Annotated in this window: 17 protein-coding genes; 5 read left to right on the top strand and 12 right to left on the bottom strand. The window is 61.4% G+C overall.

The genetic code is table 11. From position 1 onward, the window contains the following. Positions 1-50 precede the first annotated feature (50 nt). The 5 genes from ACDA63_RS13840 to ACDA63_RS13820 form a co-directional block, all read right to left on the bottom strand. The gene (locus ACDA63_RS13840) at positions 51-1,775 is read right to left on the bottom strand and encodes a Wzy polymerase domain-containing protein (protein WP_373663854.1); all 1,725 of its coding nucleotides are present in this window, start codon (positions 1,773-1,775) and stop codon (positions 51-53) included. Between the two features lie 222 nt (positions 1,776-1,997). Beyond that, positions 1,998-3,566 carry an NAD(P)/FAD-dependent oxidoreductase gene (locus ACDA63_RS13835; protein WP_373663852.1) on the bottom strand — a complete coding sequence of 523 codons (1,569 nt, stop codon included), beginning with the start codon at positions 3,564-3,566 and terminating at the stop codon, positions 1,998-2,000. Then, entirely contained in the window at positions 3,567-4,010 is a 444-nt protein-coding gene (locus ACDA63_RS13830) for a GtrA family protein (RefSeq protein ID WP_373663851.1), read from the bottom strand. It lies immediately after the preceding gene. After that, a complete protein-coding gene (locus ACDA63_RS13825; protein ID WP_373663850.1) occupies positions 4,010-5,842 on the bottom strand; it encodes a hypothetical protein in 1,833 nt (610 codons plus the stop codon). The genes ACDA63_RS13830 and ACDA63_RS13825 overlap by 1 nt, the downstream gene beginning before the upstream one ends. A gap of 45 nt (positions 5,843-5,887) precedes the next feature. After that, complete coding sequence (locus tag ACDA63_RS13820; protein ID WP_373663849.1) at positions 5,888-6,358, bottom strand: pilin; 471 nt, start codon at positions 6,356-6,358, stop codon at positions 5,888-5,890. A gap of 277 nt (positions 6,359-6,635) precedes the next feature. Between ACDA63_RS13820 and ACDA63_RS13815 the strand changes: the two genes are divergently transcribed. The 5 genes from ACDA63_RS13815 to ACDA63_RS13795 all read left to right on the top strand — a co-directional run bounded on the left by ACDA63_RS13815 (position 6,636) and on the right by ACDA63_RS13795 (position 9,513). Continuing rightward, on the top strand, positions 6,636-7,166 hold the full coding sequence (locus tag ACDA63_RS13815) for a glycine cleavage system protein R (protein WP_373663848.1): 531 nt from the start codon (positions 6,636-6,638) through the stop codon (positions 7,164-7,166). 80 nt (positions 7,167-7,246) lie between these two features. Further along, positions 7,247-7,771 carry a gamma carbonic anhydrase family protein gene (locus ACDA63_RS13810; protein WP_373663847.1) on the top strand — a complete coding sequence of 175 codons (525 nt, stop codon included), beginning with the start codon at positions 7,247-7,249 and terminating at the stop codon, positions 7,769-7,771. Between the two features lie 98 nt (positions 7,772-7,869). Beyond that, complete coding sequence (locus ACDA63_RS13805; RefSeq protein ID WP_373663846.1) at positions 7,870-8,571, top strand: SIMPL domain-containing protein; 702 nt, start codon at positions 7,870-7,872, stop codon at positions 8,569-8,571. A gap of 4 nt (positions 8,572-8,575) precedes the next feature. Continuing rightward, positions 8,576-9,013, top strand: coding sequence for a D-aminoacyl-tRNA deacylase (gene dtd / locus ACDA63_RS13800; RefSeq protein ID WP_373663845.1), 438 nt, complete (start codon positions 8,576-8,578; stop codon positions 9,011-9,013). After that, positions 9,010-9,513 carry a C40 family peptidase gene (locus ACDA63_RS13795; RefSeq protein ID WP_373663843.1) on the top strand — a complete coding sequence of 168 codons (504 nt, stop codon included), beginning with the start codon at positions 9,010-9,012 and terminating at the stop codon, positions 9,511-9,513. Before dtd ends, ACDA63_RS13795 begins: the two co-directional genes overlap by 4 nt. Before the next feature lie 60 nt (positions 9,514-9,573). Here ACDA63_RS13795 and ftsB read toward each other — a convergent pair whose 3' ends face one another. From ftsB to ACDA63_RS13760, 7 genes are all read right to left on the bottom strand, one after another. Continuing rightward, positions 9,574-9,900 carry a cell division protein FtsB gene (gene ftsB / locus ACDA63_RS13790; RefSeq protein WP_373663842.1) on the bottom strand — a complete coding sequence of 109 codons (327 nt, stop codon included), beginning with the start codon at positions 9,898-9,900 and terminating at the stop codon, positions 9,574-9,576. Positions 9,901-9,989: 89 nt separating this feature from the next. Beyond that, entirely contained in the window at positions 9,990-11,279 is a 1,290-nt protein-coding gene (eno, locus tag ACDA63_RS13785; RefSeq protein ID WP_373663841.1) for a phosphopyruvate hydratase, read from the bottom strand. A gap of 108 nt (positions 11,280-11,387) precedes the next feature. After that, positions 11,388-11,681, bottom strand: a complete 294-nt coding sequence (locus tag ACDA63_RS13780) for a Dabb family protein (protein ID WP_373663840.1) — start codon at positions 11,679-11,681, stop codon at positions 11,388-11,390. 3 nt (positions 11,682-11,684) lie between these two features. After that, entirely contained in the window at positions 11,685-12,524 is an 840-nt protein-coding gene (gene kdsA / locus ACDA63_RS13775; protein WP_373663839.1) for a 3-deoxy-8-phosphooctulonate synthase, read from the bottom strand. Positions 12,525-12,593: 69 nt separating this feature from the next. Beyond that, positions 12,594-14,246 carry a CTP synthase gene (locus tag ACDA63_RS13770; protein WP_373663838.1) on the bottom strand — a complete coding sequence of 551 codons (1,653 nt, stop codon included), beginning with the start codon at positions 14,244-14,246 and terminating at the stop codon, positions 12,594-12,596. Between the two features lie 78 nt (positions 14,247-14,324). Continuing rightward, the gene (locus tag ACDA63_RS13765; protein WP_373663837.1) at positions 14,325-15,647 is read right to left on the bottom strand and encodes an ATP-binding protein; all 1,323 of its coding nucleotides are present in this window, start codon (positions 15,645-15,647) and stop codon (positions 14,325-14,327) included. Positions 15,648-15,670: 23 nt separating this feature from the next. After that, positions 15,671-16,360, bottom strand: coding sequence for a response regulator (locus ACDA63_RS13760; RefSeq protein WP_373663836.1), 690 nt, complete (start codon positions 16,358-16,360; stop codon positions 15,671-15,673). Positions 16,361-16,599: the final 239 nt, after the last annotated feature.

Genomic DNA, 16,599 nt, shown 5'->3' with positions numbered 1-16,599 from the left:
GAGCGCCCGCCAGTATACGGGCGCCCCAGCCACCGGCAAAGCATGCGCATTCAGACGCAGCCGGGAAGATTCAGCGGCGTCCAGCCGTTGCGTTGCCAGTAGTACTGCGCGATGGCGGGCAGATTCCGTCGAACCGGTGCGGGATACGCACCACAGATGACATCGATCGTGTGCGCAGCGTCGATCCGCCGCATGCGCAACGCGTACGCGCCCACACATTTTTCGAGCACCGAGTACGACGGTTTGGCACGCGCTGCGCTGTCGCACAACGCAGCCATCTCGCGGGCCGAGCCAGGATCGGCACCCTGCCACGCCCGCAGTTTGAGGATGCCGGCGTGCGTGGCGAACATCGAATACGAGCTGACGCCATCCGCCAGCGCACGGACCTGCGCTTGGTCCTCGGGCGTGACCGTCACATCCCTGTTGATGATCGCGTAGCCTTTTTCCAGCGCAAGGTAATCCTGCATCGTCCCTGTCAACAACGCTATGCCCACGACCAGCGGCAAGGCGGCCAGCAAGGGCGAGAATTCGAACGTGGGCAGCGAGTCATCCTGGCCATCCAGCACGCCGATCACCACACCCAACGGCAGCAAGAAATACGCGTACCACAGGGGGTATTCGACCAGGCTGTGCGCCCCGATCACTACGAGCAGACCGAGCGCCCAGAAGCGTTCTTCCGTAGCCTCCTCGCGCAAGCGACCCCACAACCAGACCAGGAAACAGCCGAGCACCAACGCGGCACCGATCAAGCCGAGTTCGGCAGCAAAATGCAGCGGCGTGTCGTGAGCGTTTTCACCCACGCGCACGAACAACGCAGGCGACAGCCCGACGGATCGCTCCGCGGTCTGCCACGCGAACGAGCCGACGCCCGAACCGGTGAGCGGATGATGCAAGGCGGTATCTACCGCCACCGCCCAATCGAAGAGCCGCTGCGTGTTGGAACCCGGATCGTCCAGCCGCCCGAAGCTCGACGCCACGCCAAGCAATTGCGAGGCCCCGCCAAAGGCCACCCATGTCTGCGCGAGGCAAGACAGGACGAAGATGACGACCGCACCGTGCACGACACGCCTGTAGATCTCACGCTCCGAGCCGCGCCAGAACAGCAGAGCCAGCGCCGGCAGGCTGACCGTGTACAGCAGCACCGCGCGGGACGCCGACAAGGCAGAGAAGATCGACAGATCGATGGCGAGGATCAGCGCCAGCCAGCCCGGCAGGCGCCCGCGCAGCCACAGGTACATGCCGGACGCCATCCCCAGCCAGAGCAGATTGCCGTAGTGGTTGGGCTGCGCGATGTTGCCGTAAGTGGAATTGAGCAGCTTGGGCATGACCAGCCCAAAAGCATCCCAGCCGGCAAGCTGCGCGACCGATATGACCGTCTGCGCCACCGCGCAGGTCAGGATGCCCGTGGCAGCCGCGCGCGCGACGACTTCCGCGCCGTGGCGCCGGACGATCTCTGCCACTGCCCATGCCACCGCGAGCAACAAGGCCGCCATCCAGAACTGCGCCAGCGCCACCGACCAGAACGGCCCGACCACCACGTTGAGCAGCATGCAGATCATCAACAGTACGATCGCACCGGTGGCCCCGGAAAGCTTCCAGCGCAGCCCCTCGCGACTCAACGCAGCCAGGCCAAACAACACCACCGCCCCCAGCGCCGCGCCCCACTCGTGAAAGAAGACCGTCTGCGGATAACGATGCTGGGGCAGCAAGGTCGGCACCAGCAAGGCCACGGCAAGGACGATCAGCAACAGCGGGCGATGGAGGCGGGAGAGCATGGGTGATTCAGTAAACCGATGTGCGGGAATGGCGGTCGCCGAGAGCACGCATCTTAGCGTAATCGTTTCGCTTGACCGCGCTCAATGAGGGGCAGGCTGCCCGCAGGTGCGGATCAGGGGCCGGCGGCGGTCAGGCGACATCGCGGGACATGATTTGAGGCCGGGCGACCGCATAGGGCAGGCGGTGCGGACTGCGCACGGGGTACCACTGCGGGCAAATGATCAGGCAGAGACCTTCTGTTCTTCGTGATACTCATCGTCGACGTTGATCGCCCATATGTCGGACTTAGCCATCGACTGCGTCAGGATCGCATCGGCCGCGGCTTTGGCCGACAGCATCGAATGATCCTGATTGTTGTAGCGGTGCATGCCATTGCGGCCGACCAGATACAGGTTGGATATGGTGTCAGTCCAGTCGCGTACTTCCTGGAAACGATCATAGCTGCCGAAATAACCCGGATAGGCCTTGGGCATTTTCAGGACCGTGCCCGACAGGCAATCCGCCGCCGAAGCGAGCCGGAGCTTCTGCATCTCGCGGCGGCCCAGTTCGAGCAGATCCGATTCGCTCATGCCCCACAGCTCGTCGCCTTCAGAGCAAAAGTACTCCATGCCCACCCAAACGGTATCGGGATTGGCAACCATGTACGGAGACCAGTTATTGAAGAACTGCAGGCGGCCGACCTTGACACCCGGCTCCTGGATATAGACCCAGTTGTCCGGCACGAGCTTCATTCCGTCAGTGGCACCATCAAGACGGCGCTTGTAGAGCAACCCCACGGTGATGAAGTCGCGATAGAGCAGACCGCTGGCGACGTCGCGCACCGTCTCCGGCACTTCCCCTTGGAGACCGCCGATCAGATCACGCACCGGCATGGTCGAGATGACGTTGCGCGCCTTGATCTCATAGGTCACCCCGCCCGCTTCCCTCACGCGTAGTGACGTCACTTTGCCGCTCGACAATACCGCACCATCGACGCAGACCCCATGGCGAATGCTGATACCGAACGAGCGCACGCGCTCGGCAACCTGCTCCCACATCTGCCCCGGGCCAAACTTCGGATACAGGAAATGCTCGATAAGCGAGGTTTCCTTTGCCGAGAAGCGGTCCTTTTTCAGCATCCGTACCGGAGCGGTCATCGCATGACGCAGCGCCTTGCCAATCGACAGCGATTTGATGCGTTGAGCGCCCCACTCCGCGCTGATCTGGTTGCACGGCAAGCCCCACACTTTTTCGGTGTAATCACGGAAAAATTGTCTGTATAGCGGCCGCCCGAAGCGGTTAATCATGAAATCCTCTAGAGAACACTCTTCCCTAATCGGACTCACACGAGCCATGGCATAGCCCAGCCCGAACTGCGCACAACGGGCGAGCCCAAGATTCATGGCCGTCGCGGGCGATGCCTTCAGCGGATAGTCAAAGAACTTGCCGTCGAAATAGATACGCGAAAGCCGGTTGCGCACCAGCATCACATTGTCGTCATCGGGCGCCTGACGCCCCTGCCCTTGCACGACGGTCTTGCGATTGTGGTAGGCGATTTCCAGTTCGGCATCAGCGTCGATTGGCAGGATGTCCTGCCACCAATCCATGACCCATTTCGATTTGGAAAAGAAACGATGCCCACCAATATCGATGCGATTGCCCTGGTAATTGGCCGTCTTTGAGATGCCGCCAATGTCGTTCGTTGACTCCAGCACCAAGATGTTGATCATTCCGCCGCGCGCGAGTTCATATGCTGCGGTCAGCCCTGCGGGCCCCGCGCCAATGACCACGACGTCGAAGGTCTTTTCCATTTACTTTCCCTTGAATAGCAGGATTTTGCGCAGCCCGTAATTGCAGAAGAACGAGCCTGCAGCCGCAACGCCTTTGGCGAACATCGGCGCCAGGATTCCCGTCGGGACCAGTAGAGACATGATTCCGCAGGAAACCAGCCAGCCCACGAGGCCGACCGCAATGAACACTGAGAACTCGCCCGTCGGGACGTGCTGGAGTCGCCGCGCGGGGAATACCCAGAAAATGCTGCCGTAATAGGTGATCAGCACACCAACGAAGATGCCTGCAGTGGTGGCAAAAAGATAATGGGCACCAAAATGGAGCCCGGACATGAAGACGACGAAATCGAGCAACAACGCAGCAACACTGACAACGAAATACCTTGCCAGCTCAGCGACATCGAACGCTTTGCTCGGCGTCGCCGGTTCGCCAATGGCTTCTACGCGCGTATCAGACATGCTCATCAGATGGCCTTGCACGAGTACAGGAAGTACTGGCGATCAGGCTCGGACTCCGGACGCCATTGGCTCTCGAAGCTGAGACCGACGACAGGTTCGGACAACACCATGTAGGCCAGATCCGGATTGGCATCACACAAAGCGCGCGTCGTGTCCACATCTGGCGCACAACTATCCTGACGCTCGTTCAGCGCGTTCATCTGACGACAAACCGTAGTCCCGAACTCGAACGTCGCGAACGATTCTGCGCGTTTTGAGTATTCGATTGCGGTTCCTCGATTGAACAGTGACCCGGCGCCCTGGCTATCCGAAAAATACGATGGACGATGCAGCACGGCCCATGTGGCAACGGGCGAATCATCCTGCCAGTAGACCTGGCTGCCGGGAGGGATGACTCCACCGAACGGAATGGAGGTAGCCCACGTTCCATCGAACATGGCGTCTACCCCGCCACGCTGATCAACGACGGCTGCACCTGCTCCAAACATCAGTAACGCAGCGCCCAATCCGGATAACGCGCGGATTGTCAGGAGCCTCCAGTAGGAGGCGGCAAACAGAAGACCAATCAGGGGGACAGACAACACCGCTGCTCCGAGCGTCGGGCCACCTCCATGACTAAACGCGTCATGCAACGTGCCGATGCTGGTAGCCGCTTGCACGACCAGAGCGACTGGTGCCCCAACAATGACGGACCAATAGATGGCTGGATCCGGCCGGTAATTCTTGTAGTGCGCGCCGCACCAGAGCGCCACGCCCAGCACTGCTGTTCCAGCCAGAGCAACTGTGTTGGCGGACATCAACCCCGTCAGCAACAGCAGAGCAGTCATGCGATAGGTGCCACCGAGCAGCCAAAGCCGGATCTGCAGCCATGGGAAAATTGCCAATGCAAGGAATCGCACCAACCATTGCGCACGCCATAGCTGGAGTTGCAGTATCAACTGCGAATGCAGACCATCGCCGCAAATCAGACTGACCAGCAAACACGCGACCGCAGTGATCAACACAGCCGCAATCAAGCGGCGAAGGCGTCCTTCTGCATGCATGAACGCAATGCCGAGGACAGCAAAGCTCACAGCCTCGTTGGCCCAGGCATACGGCGCCCATTCCGCAACGAGAATCTGAAAATTAACCTGTCGAACAATCGAAAACCATTCCGGATCAAACGCAGCAAAGAGTCCTGAGAACGGACGAATACCGGCTAGCGCCAATCCAACGACAGGAATGCCAAGCAACAACAACGCGAGCCATCGGCGATCGTGCTGGACAAATAGAATCAGCGACACAACGGCTGCCGGAATGGCAACCAGCGGGTGCATGAGTAACGAGAAAAACAGACTGACTGCAGACTCCAAGGGCCGCTTGTTCAATGCCAACCCAATCCCGAGCAAAGCGAACGGCTCGGCGACGGACCGCGCGGTCAGAAAGGGCTCTGCAAATGCAAAAATCCGGCCAGAGCCATAGAAATGGGGGAGGCAGGCTATAACAACCAAGCCAAACCAAAGCTCACGCCGCTCAAGCAGTGGATACAGCAGGAAGATCGAAGCGCCGACAAAAAGAAACAGGGTCAGCGCAAGCAACAACGAATGCCCCGCCGAAACTCCGAAATGCGATATCACAAAACCCAGCAACTGCGGGTACAACGTAAAGCTCGCCTGTGAGCCATGACTGAAAAACAGATCGTTGGACAGAGCCCCCGTCTGACCTTCAATGGCCTGTGCGAAGTACAAAATTCCGTCGTGCCGAATTCCCCGATAAGGGCGAGACATCATCCATAGACCTATCAAGGCCAGGATCGACGAAAAATATGCAATACGACTTTTCTGAATGCGCATGGTCAAAAAAAAGGCCCTCCGATTTGGAGGGCCCTTTTCCTTCAAGCCCGATTAGCCCTTGCAGGAACCCGGCAGGTACTTCTTGTCCAGCGGATTGCTCGTTCCCGGCGCGCACTTCCACTCGGTGATCGATTTGCCAGCATCGGCGGCGCCATTGGCAGCAGCGGAGCCGATGTACGGTGTGAGGCTCAGGGTCTTGCCGCTAATTTCGCTCAGGCCGGTCGCCGTCACGGTCACGACACCCTTGTCGTCCGTAGCTACTTGCTGGACGTACTTCGAACCCGAACCCGACGCCACTTCGCAACCCCAACCGTTGGCCGACGGGGTGGAGGATGAGTTCATCGACTGATAAGCCTCAGTGATGGTGGTGCGGCAAGCCGAAGCAGCCAGAATGACTTCCGACACCTTGGCACGCACGGTGTAGTCTTGGTAAGCCGGCAGCGCGACGGCGGCCAGGATACCGATGATCGCCACCACGATCATCAGTTCGATCAGGGTAAAACCTTGCTGAACGCGTTTCATCGAATCAATCTCCCTAGATAAGTGTTACGACGGAAGGTTGGAATTGCTCCGTACGTGACACCTATTGAGCGAGCGATGTGCCACTTGGGCGGCCCGTTCGTCGGGGGCGGACAAATACCCGCATCTTCAATCACTTATCAATTCGGCGACCGGTCGTCGTGGATACATTCCTACGCACCGCGAGCCGTCGACTGACGTTTTTCGTCACACACATACCCAAATCTGTCAGAAGATATGGCGGCGGCGTGCAATATTTGACATACAACAAGGACTAGATATGACAGACGCACAGGACATCGTTCTGACGGCCATCGGTTCCGACCGGCCCGGACTCGTGCAGGCGCTTGCCGAGACGATCAGTCGCCACGAGGGCAATTGGTTGGAGTCATCGATGGCGCAGCTCGGCGGCCAGTTCGCCGGGATCGTTCGCGTGCGCATTCCGTCCGCCCAGGCTGCCGCCCTCGAAAGCGCGCTCGCGGGACTGGACTCCCTGCAGGTGGTCACCAAGCGCGTGGCGTCGACAGAAGCGCCAGCCGTGCAGCGAAGCTGGCTGCTGGAGGTCGTCGGCCACGATCGGCCGGGCATCGTCCATGAGGTGTCACAGGTGCTGGCGCGCCACGCGGTGAATGTCGAGGCGCTGGATACGTACACCTCCTCGGCACCGATGTCGGCCGAGACGTTGTTCCATGCCAACGCGCGCCTGTCTGGCGGAGCAGGTATCGACCCCGCAGCAGTGAAAGCCGCGCTGGAGGGAATTTCCACCGAACTCATGGTGGAAATTGCGCTCGATGAGGTGACGGACCGCTGAGTCTGCGCCCCATTGGCGCGCGGCTGTTATCATTTCAGCCGCATTGCAGCACGAACATGGTTCAGAAAGAGTAAGCGACGATGGCGATCTATGCCTTGAATGAGCGGGTGCCCGAGATCGGCGAAAACGTGTGGGTGGCCGACAGTGCCCACGTGATCGGCACGGTGACGCTCGGTGACGATGTGAGCGTGTGGTTCGGCGCAACGCTGCGTGGCGACCATGAGCCGATCGTCATTGGTGCACGCAGCAACGTGCAGGACAACGCGGTCATGCATACCGACGAAGGGATTCCGCTGACCGTCGGCAACGACGTCACCGTGGGCCACCAGGCCGTCCTGCATGGCTGCACGATCGGTGACGGCACGCTCATCGGTATCAACGCGGTGGTGCTCAATGGAGCTGTCATTGGCAAGCATTGCCTGATCGGCGCCAATACGCTGATCCCCGAAAACAAGGTGATTCCCGATCGTTCGCTGGTCGTCGGCACGCCGGGCCGCGTCATCCGCGAACTGACCGATGTCGAAATGGCGCGCCTGATGGCGAATGCAGCCGGCTACATCATCAATGCCGCCAGCTATCGCCAGGGATTGCGCCGCATCGATTGATGCGCGGAGGCCGCCGCCGACAAGCGCAGTAACAATGCGCGGGGAACATGAACCGCCCCAGGTGTGTCGATATGCCGTTTGACAAGAAAGGTACCGACATGAAAATCGCTCCCCTCGCCTGCGTAATCGCCCTGGCAACGACTTCCGCATGGGCGCAGACGCCTCTGCCCGCAAGACCTTCGACACCAACGATCACGCTGTCCGCCGACGCTGCCCGCCCTGCTCCGAACGACATGGGTCAGGTCAATGTGTTCGTCGAGGAATCGGGTAGCAATCCCGCCGAACTGGCGAAACGCGTCAATCAGCGCATCAATGAAGCGCTGGCAATGACGAAGTCGTACGCCACGGTCAAGACGCAGAGCGCGGGTACCCAGACCTTCCCCATCTACGTCAAGAACAGCACGCGCATCGAAAGCTGGCGCATGCGTTCGGAACTCTCGCTGCAGTCGACCGATATCCCCGCGTTGTCGGAACTGACAGGCAAGCTGCAGAGCATCACGGCCGTGCAGCAACTCAACCTGATGCCCTCTCCCGAAACGCAGAAGCGCGTCGCCGACGAGACCATGGTCGACGCCATCCAGGCCTTCCAGGCACGTGCCGAAGTCGCCGCCCGCGCGCTGGGCAAGCACTTCCGCATCCGGGATCTCAACGTGAATACCAACAGCATGCGCCCGATCTTCGCCCGCAAGAGCACAGTGATGATGATGGACGCAGCCGCCGCGCCAGCGCCCGCCCCGATCGAAGCCGGCGAGAGCATGGTGACGGTCAACGTCAATGGCACTGTCGAGTTGACGGACTGACCGGATGATTGCCCTGATCCAGCGGGTACGCGAATGCACGGTGCGGGTCGACGACAAGGTCGTGGGAGACATCGGCCAAGGGTTGCTGGCACTGGTGGCCGTGCAACCCGATGACGGACCGGAACACGCCCGGCGCCTGCTGGACAAAGTGCTCAACTATCGCGTCTTTGGCGACGACGAAGGTCGCATGAACCGCTCGCTGCGCGATGTCGCGGGCGGGCTCATGCTGGTGTCGCAATTCACGCTCGCGGCGGACACCAAGAAGGGCACGCGGCCGAGCTTCACGCGCGCCGCACCGCCGGATCGGGCACGCGAGCTCTTCGACTATCTCGTCGGGCTGGCCAAGGTGGAACACGCCAACGTGGCGACCGGGCAGTTCGCCGCGGACATGCAAGTCAGCCTCATCAACGACGGGCCAGTCACGTTCTGGCTGGAAGCATGAATCGCCGCGACTTCGTCGTATCGGGCATCGCGCTCGCGCTGGCCGCCTGCAGCACGACACCGACGCCCCCCACGTCTCCTGCGCCCGGGCGCGCACCGGCATTCGCGCTCGATTCCCCCGACGTCGCCAACGAAATCGTGTTGTACGCCCTGGGCCTGATCGACACGGGCTACAAATTCGGTGGCAATAACCCGGAAGCCGGGCTCGATTGCAGCGGCATGGTGGCCTACATCGTCGAGCGCGTCAGCGGCCGCCGGCTGCCCCACAACGCGGCGCAGATCGCCTCGATCACGCGTTCGATCGACCGCCAGGCTGTGCAGCCGGCTGACCTGGTGTTCTTCAACACCACGGGGCAGCCGTTCTCGCACATGGGGATCTTTCTCGGCAACGGACGCTTCGTTCACGCGCCATCGTCGCGTGGCAAGGTTCGCATCGAGAACATGGACAACCGCTACTTCGCCACGCGCTATACCGCGGCGCGCAGTCTGTTCAGCGCGTAGCACATCGCGGCGACGCAGGCGGCGTCGCAACACTTGCAGCCAGGGATTTTTCGGGAAAGCTCAGCGCGCAGGCGCGGCTGCCGGTGCAGACGCAGAATCCGTCGCGGATGGATTGGGCAAGGCCGGCAATTGCATGAATTTTTCGCCGGGCTTGATGAGGCCGATCTCGAAGCGTGCCCGCTCTTCAATGGCGTCGAAACCGGACTTCAGGTCTTTCACCTCGGCCGCCATGTCGGCGTTGCGCTGTTCGAGCTTCTGGTTGTCCTGACGAATGGCTTCGAGCTGGGCCTGGGCTTCGCGCACCTGCAGATAGCCTCCGCGACCAAACCACAGCGGGTACTGCAACATCAGGAGAAGAACCAGCAGGATCAGCGCAGGCCAACGCATGGAATCAGTATGAGAGTTGTCATTCGGACGGCACAAAAGAAACGAGGCCGCCGCAGCGACCTCGATTCTATCAGCCTAATCGGCGCAGATTACTTCTGGCGCAGATTGTAGAAGGCCGTACGACCCGGGTAGTAAGCCACGTCGCCCAGATCTTCCTCGATGCGGATGAGCTGGTTGTACTTGGCAACGCGGTCGGAACGCGACAGCGAACCAGTCTTGATCTGGCCGGCGTTCAGGCCCACCGCGATGTCGGCGATGGTGGAGTCTTCGGTTTCGCCCGAACGATGCGAGATCACGGCGGTGTAGCCCGCGCGCTTGGCCATTTCGACGGCAGCAAAGGTTTCGGTCAGCGAACCGATCTGGTTGACCTTGATGAGGATCGAGTTGCAGATGCCCTTGTCGATGCCTTCTTTCAGGATCTTGGTGTTGGTCACGAACAGGTCGTCACCCACCAGTTGCACCTTGCCGCCCAGGCGGTCGGTCAGCAGCTTCCAGCCGTCCCAATCCTGCTCGGCCATGCCGTCTTCGATGGACACGATGGGGAACTTGTCCACCAGGTTGGCGAGGAAGTCGACGTTCTGCTCGGACGTCAGCGACAGCTTTTCGCCTTCCATTTCGTACTTGCCGTTCTTGTAGTACTCGGAAGCGGCACAGTCCAGTGCCAGCACCACGTCCTTGCCTGCTTCGTAGCCGGCCTTGGAAATGGCTTCCATGATCAGTTCCAGCGCTTCTTGCGCGCCGGAGACGTTCGGGGCAAAGCCGCCTTCGTCGCCAACGGTCGTCGGGTAGCCCTTCTTGTCGACCAGCTTCTTCAGGTTGTGGAAGATTTCGGCGCCGCAACGCAGGGCTTCGCGGAAGGAAGTCGCGCCCACCGGCATGATCATGCATTCCTGGAAATCCAGGCTGTTGTTGGCGTGTGCGCCGCCGTTGATGACGTTCATCATCGGCACCGGCAGGGAAACACCATAGGCGCCACCCAGGTAACGGTACAGCGGCAGGCCGGCTTCTTCAGCGGCGGCCTTGGCCACGGCCATCGACACGGCCAGGATGGCGTTCGCACCCAGGCGCGACTTGTTCTCGGTGCCGTCCAGGTCGAGCATGGTCTTGTCGATGAAGGCTTGCTCTTCGGCGTTCAGGCCGATCAGCGCTTCACAGATTTCGGTGTTGATATTCTCGACAGCCTTGAGTACGCCCTTGCCCAGGTAGCGGGAGGCGTCACCATCACGCAGTTCGATGGCTTCACGCGAACCGGTCGACGCGCCCGACGGCACGGCCGCACGGCCCATCACGCCAGATTCGAGCAGCACATCGGCTTCAACGGTCGGGTTGCCACGAGAATCGAGAATCTCGCGTGCGATGACTTCAACAATTGCACTCATGCCTCATTCCTTTTATTCAAGGTGCTAATAACGGACGCGGCGGCTTCGCCGCGGCGGTGGGAGACTGCATGCTGGCCGTCTTCCATGACAGGAAAGCGGTCAGAATTCTTAACCTTCAATATCGACAAAACTTAACTCAGCCAGCTCATTCCATAGCGCCAGCACATCAAGGTGTGCAGGATGCTCGAAATAAGCAAACAGAGTCTGCTTGTCGTCAAAAGCAGCCGACAACGCGTAGTCCCACGCGTCGGCGTCAGGCGTCACGTTGAAGCCGTGCTGCCAGGCACGGATGCCCGGCACTTTGCCCGGAAGCTCTTGCATTGCCGCATGCACGTGCCGAACCGCATCCGAATCGGCCAAGACGCCCGACTTGAAGCGGAATAGCACCAGATGATTGATCATGACTTACAGGGTAGTCTCGGCAAGCGGGCTTCGCTTGACGAGGCTGTCGATTTCCTTGAGCACTGTAAGCAACTCGCGCATGCGCCCCAGCGGCCATGCGTTGGGGCCGTCCGACAAGGCTTCGGCGGGATTGCGGTGCGTTTCCATGAACACGCCGGCCACGCCGGAAGCCACCGCCGCGCGTGCCAGGACCGGTACGAATTCGCGCTGGCCACCGCTCTTGTCGCCCTGCCCGCCCGGCAACTGAACGGAATGGGTGGCATCGAACACGACCGGGCAGCCGGTCTCGCGCATGATGGCCAGGCCCCGCATGTCGGACACGAGATTGTTATAGCCGAACGAAGCGCCGCGTTCGCACACCATGATGGTATCCGCGCCGCCATTGGCCTCGCGCGCCTTCATGACGACCTGTTTCATGTCGCCCGGCGCCATGAACTGGCCCTTCTTGATGTTGACCGGCTTGCCGGTCGCCGCCACGGCGTGGATGAAATCGGTCTGGCGAGCAAGGAAAGCCGGGGTCTGCAAGACGTCCACGTACTGCGCCACCACCGGCGCTTCTTCTGACGTATGCACGTCGGTCAGCACCGGCACCCCAACGACTTCGCGCACCTCGGCCAGGATATCCAGGCCCTTCTGCATGCCCAGGCCACGAAAACTCTTGCCCGAGCTGCGGTTGGCCTTGTCGTACGACGACTTGAAGATGAACGGAATGCCCAGCGCGCTGGTGATCTCCTTCAGCTCGCTGGCGGTCTCGATAGCCATGTCGCGCGACTCGATCACGCAATTGCCGGCAATCAGGAAGAACGGGCGGTCCAGCCCGGCTTCGAATCCACATAGTTTCATGACTGCTCTCCGATCGGATACCTGTGCCCGCACGCAGCTCCGCGAAGCGGAGCCACGGGCGGCGCACGTTCAGGCACGCGCGTTCTTTTCGTGTTGTGCGATGGCTGCCCTGACGTAGGCCGAGAACAGCGGATGACCGTGGCGCGGATTCGAAGTGAACTCCGGGTGGAATTGCACGCCCACGAACCACGGGTGAGCATTCGGGCCTTCCGTCGGCAGCTCGATCATTTCGCACAGGTCGGTACCTGGCGCGCGCCCGGCCACGCGCAGGCCGGCGTCTTCGAGCTGCGACAGCAGCGTGTTGTTGACTTCGTAACGGTGACGATGGCGTTCGGTGATCTCGGACTGACCATAGATGTCGCGAGCCAGCGTGCCTTCACCGATCAGGCAGCTCTGCCCACCCAGACGCATGGTGCCGCCGAGGTCGGACTCTTCGGTGCGCTTCTCGACGCGGCCGGAACGGTCTTGCCATTCGGTGATCAGGCCGATGACCGGATAAGCCGTGGTCTTGTCGAATTCGGTGCTGTGCGCGCCCTTCAGACCGGCAACGTGACGGGCGAATTCGACTACCGCCAGTTGCATGCCCAGGCAGATGCCCAGGTACGGCACCTTGTGCTCGCGGGCATACCGGATCGCGGCGATCTTGCCCTCGGTTCCGCGACGGCCAAAGCCGCCGGGCACGAGGATGGCGTCCATGCCGCGCAGTTGCGTGTCGCCGTCGGTCTCGATGCTCTCGGAGTCGATGTAATGGATATTGACCTTGCAGGCTTCGTGCATGCCGGCGTGGACCATGGCTTCGGTCAGCGACTTGTACGATTCGGTCAGATCGACGTACTTGCCGACGAAGGCGATGTTCACTTCGCTCTTGGGGTTCTGCAGGGCATGGACCAGTCGGTCCCACACCGTCAGGTCCGCGGCGCGGGCCAGGATCGCCAGCTTGTGGCAGACGATCTCGTCGAGCATCTGGTCGTGCAGCATTGCCGGGATCTTGTAGATCGAGTCGGCGTCGAGCACTTCGATGACCGCTTCAGGCATCACGTTGCAGAACAGCGCGATCTTGCGGCGTTCTTCGACCGGAATCGGACGATCGGCGCGGCATAGCAGGATGTCGGGCTGGATACCGATTTCGCGCAGATCCTTGACCGAGTGCTGCGTCGGCTTGGTCTTGAGTTCGCCGGCGGTGGCGATGTAGGGCAGCAGCGTCAGGTGCAGGAAGCAGGTGTTGTTCGGACCTTCTTCGATGCGCATCTGGCGGATCGCTTCGAGGAACGGAAGGGACTCGATGTCACCCACCGTGCCGCCGACTTCAACAATGGCGACTTCGGCGCCTTCGGCACCGCGCTTGATGGAGTTCTTGATCTCGTCGGTGATGTGCGGAATCACCTGCACCGTCTTGCCCAGATATTCGCCGCGGCGCTCTTTGCGCAGCACCGAGTCGTAGATCTGGCCGGTGGTGAAATTGTTGCGCTTGCCCATCTTGGCGCTGGTGAAGCGCTCGTAGTGGCCAAGGTCAAGGTCGGTTTCAGCACCGTCTTCGGTCACGAAGACTTCACCGTGCTGGAACGGGCTCATCGTGCCCGGATCGACGTTGATGTAGGGGTCAAGCTTGAGGTGGGTAACCTTGAGGCCACGGGATTCGAGAATGGCCCCCAAAGATGCGGCTGCGATCCCTTTACCGAGGGAAGACACAACGCCGCCAGTGACAAAGACGTACTTGGTCATGGAAGTTCGACAGCGGGAAAAAAGGATTATAGCGCAGGCCGGCTTTTCGCCAAAGCATCGGGCCCGCGCGCGCGTGTCTTACGCCTTGCCCAGCGGCAGCAAGATCGAGACCACCAATCCTTTGTCGTTGCGGGCGACGATGCGTCCGCCATGCGCCTCGATGGCACGTTGCGCGATGGCCAGCCCAAGGCCGAAGCCACCGCCGCCCGCCCCGCGATGGAACGGTTCGAAGATGCTCGCCAGTTCGCTCTCGGGCACCCCGCTTCCCTGATCGGCGATATCTACCGTTACCGAGTCACCTCCGCGATGCACGCGCACTTCGACTTCCGTCCCGGCCGGCGTATGACGCATGGCGTTGCGGATCACGTTTTCGAATGCCCGATACAGCAGTTCGCCCTGCCCGCGCATGAGGATTTCACCGTCCACGTCGCCGACGATCCGGATACCCGCACTGTCCGCGTTCTCGAAACTGGCGTCGTCAGCAATGGTGCGCAGCAGTTCGTTCACGTCGACGTAGTCGTCGCCAGCCATCATGGCGCCCGACTCCATGCGGGCCATGGTCAGCACTTCGCCCACCAGCGCGTCGAGTCGCTGCGATTCGCGCTCGATGCGATCCAGCGCCGCGCCCACAGTCTCCGGCTGCCGGCGCGCCAGCTCGACCGCCACTTCCAGACGTGCCAACGGCGAACGCAACTCGTGCGAGATGTCGTGCAGCAGCCGATCGCGGGTGGCAGCCAACTGGCCCAGCCGCTGCGCCATGCTGTCGAAGTCACGCCCCAATTGGCCCAGCTCATCGGCTCGACGGGTGACTTCGCTGCCGATGCGGGTATCCAGCCGGCCTTCGGCCAAGGCGTCGAATCCGGCGCGCAGACTGCGGATCGGACGAGCCAGGTTGCGGGCCAGCAATGCCGAAAAGAGCAAGCCCGCCACCACGGCCATGATCGCCATGATCATGCGGGCGTCCTGGATCGGCACGAACGGTGGGCGGCCAGGGCCACCGCGCCGGGGCCCCGCCGGCGAGAAAACCAGCAGTCGTCGGCCATCACTGGTCGTCGCGGCTCGCGCCGGACCATCATCGGGCGAAGCCTCGACCCAGTTCCGCGCCAGTTCCAGCGCGCGAGAAGGCACCGGACGGCCCAGCAGATCATGCCCTTCCTCATCGACCACAAGCGGCGGCTCGCCGCGCGAATGCGGCCAATTGCGCATCAGTTCGGCTTCGCGCGAAGGCTCGGCATGGGTCAACGCCAACGCCATGGTGGCAGAGAGAAAATCCGCACGGGGACCGATGGCGAGCGCGTTTTCCCTGGACCGCGCTTCCTGGTAGATGGTGATACCGACTGCCACGCCCAAGCCAAGCAGGAACAATGTCAGCCAGAATCCGAGCAGGATCTTCCAGAACATGCGGCCCATCTTTGGCGTGCGCATCATGCCACCAGCAACTGAAAGCCTGCGCCACGGACGGTCTGGATCGGAGAGCGGCCATCGGGCAGCAGGCCGAGCTTGTGCCGCAGGTTGCTCACATGAACGTCGATGCTGCGGTCATAGCGCGCGAGGTCGCGCCCCAGCGCCGACTGGGAAAGCTCCTGCTTGCTGACTACACGACCGGCGCTCCGGACCAGGGCTTCGATCAGGTTGAACTCGGTGCTGGTCAGTTCCAGCGGTTCGCCGTTCCATTCGGCATGACGCTGCTCGGGGCGCACCGTCAGTTGCCCGCACACGAGCGGCTGCGCGGCGGCGGCCACGTTGCGGGCCGAACCGGCGCGACGGAGGATGGCGCGAATGCGCGCCACCAGCTCGCGCGGCGAAGAAGGCTTGGGCACATAGTCGTCCGCCCCCAGCTCAAGTCCGACGATGCGATCGATGTCGTCCCCGCGCGCAGTAAGCATGACGACCGGTACGCGGCTGTGCTGGCGAATCTGGCGCAACGCGTCGATGCCGTTCATGCCGGGCATCATCACATCCAGGACAATCATGTCGTAATTGCTGGCGAGTACGGCGGCCACACCATCCTCGCCGGTGTGCACGGCCTCCACGTCGAAACCTTCCATCGACAGATATTCCTTCTGCATGGCGCAGAGTTCGACGTCGTCATCGACAAGCAATACACGGGGCATTCGAAAACCTCCAGGAACCTCTAACACAATGAAACGTCACAGCGCTCACCGACAATGCCCACGGAGCAAGGCGCCCGGATACAGGCTGGACCGGCTCCGGCCCACCCAATGCAACGCGGGACCATTGCCGCCGAGCCGACACCCATGACGTTTCATTGCGTTAGACGTCCGAATCAAAATGTGACTCTTTTCAATACGTTGCGCCATCATACGGCCTCGCCACACGGCACCACAGCGGA

It is taken from the genome of Uliginosibacterium sp. sgz301328, from assembly GCF_041807905.1.
Lineage (GTDB): Bacteria > Pseudomonadota > Gammaproteobacteria > Burkholderiales > Rhodocyclaceae > JBGVSA01.
This window is presented reverse-complemented; position numbering and strand designations above follow the sequence as displayed.

Bases quoted from the DNA above. Each gene is read 5' to 3' on its own strand.
- ACDA63_RS13840 (WP_373663854.1), bottom strand. From the start codon at position 1,775: ATGCTCTCCCGCCTCCATCGCCCGCTGTTGCTGATCGTCCTTGCCGTG.
- ACDA63_RS13835 (WP_373663852.1), bottom strand. From the start codon at position 3,566: ATGGAAAAGACCTTCGACGTCGTGGTCATTGGCGCGGGGCCCGCAGGG.
- ACDA63_RS13830 (WP_373663851.1), bottom strand. From the start codon at position 4,010: ATGAGCATGTCTGATACGCGCGTAGAAGCCATTGGCGAACCGGCGACG.
- ACDA63_RS13820 (WP_373663849.1), bottom strand. From the start codon at position 6,358: ATGAAACGCGTTCAGCAAGGTTTTACCCTGATCGAACTGATGATCGTG.
- ACDA63_RS13815 (WP_373663848.1), top strand. From the start codon at position 6,636: ATGACAGACGCACAGGACATCGTTCTGACGGCCATCGGTTCCGACCGG.
- ACDA63_RS13810 (WP_373663847.1), top strand. From the start codon at position 7,247: ATGGCGATCTATGCCTTGAATGAGCGGGTGCCCGAGATCGGCGAAAAC.
- ACDA63_RS13805 (WP_373663846.1), top strand. From the start codon at position 7,870: ATGAAAATCGCTCCCCTCGCCTGCGTAATCGCCCTGGCAACGACTTCC.
- dtd (WP_373663845.1), top strand. From the start codon at position 8,576: ATGATTGCCCTGATCCAGCGGGTACGCGAATGCACGGTGCGGGTCGAC.
- ACDA63_RS13795 (WP_373663843.1), top strand. From the start codon at position 9,010: ATGAATCGCCGCGACTTCGTCGTATCGGGCATCGCGCTCGCGCTGGCC.
- ftsB (WP_373663842.1), bottom strand. From the start codon at position 9,900: ATGCGTTGGCCTGCGCTGATCCTGCTGGTTCTTCTCCTGATGTTGCAG.
- eno (WP_373663841.1), bottom strand. From the start codon at position 11,279: ATGAGTGCAATTGTTGAAGTCATCGCACGCGAGATTCTCGATTCTCGT.
- ACDA63_RS13780 (WP_373663840.1), bottom strand. From the start codon at position 11,681: ATGATCAATCATCTGGTGCTATTCCGCTTCAAGTCGGGCGTCTTGGCC.
- kdsA (WP_373663839.1), bottom strand. From the start codon at position 12,524: ATGAAACTATGTGGATTCGAAGCCGGGCTGGACCGCCCGTTCTTCCTG.
- ACDA63_RS13770 (WP_373663838.1), bottom strand. From the start codon at position 14,246: ATGACCAAGTACGTCTTTGTCACTGGCGGCGTTGTGTCTTCCCTCGGT.
- ACDA63_RS13765 (WP_373663837.1), bottom strand. From the start codon at position 15,647: ATGTTCTGGAAGATCCTGCTCGGATTCTGGCTGACATTGTTCCTGCTT.
- ACDA63_RS13760 (WP_373663836.1), bottom strand. From the start codon at position 16,360: ATGCCCCGTGTATTGCTTGTCGATGACGACGTCGAACTCTGCGCCATG.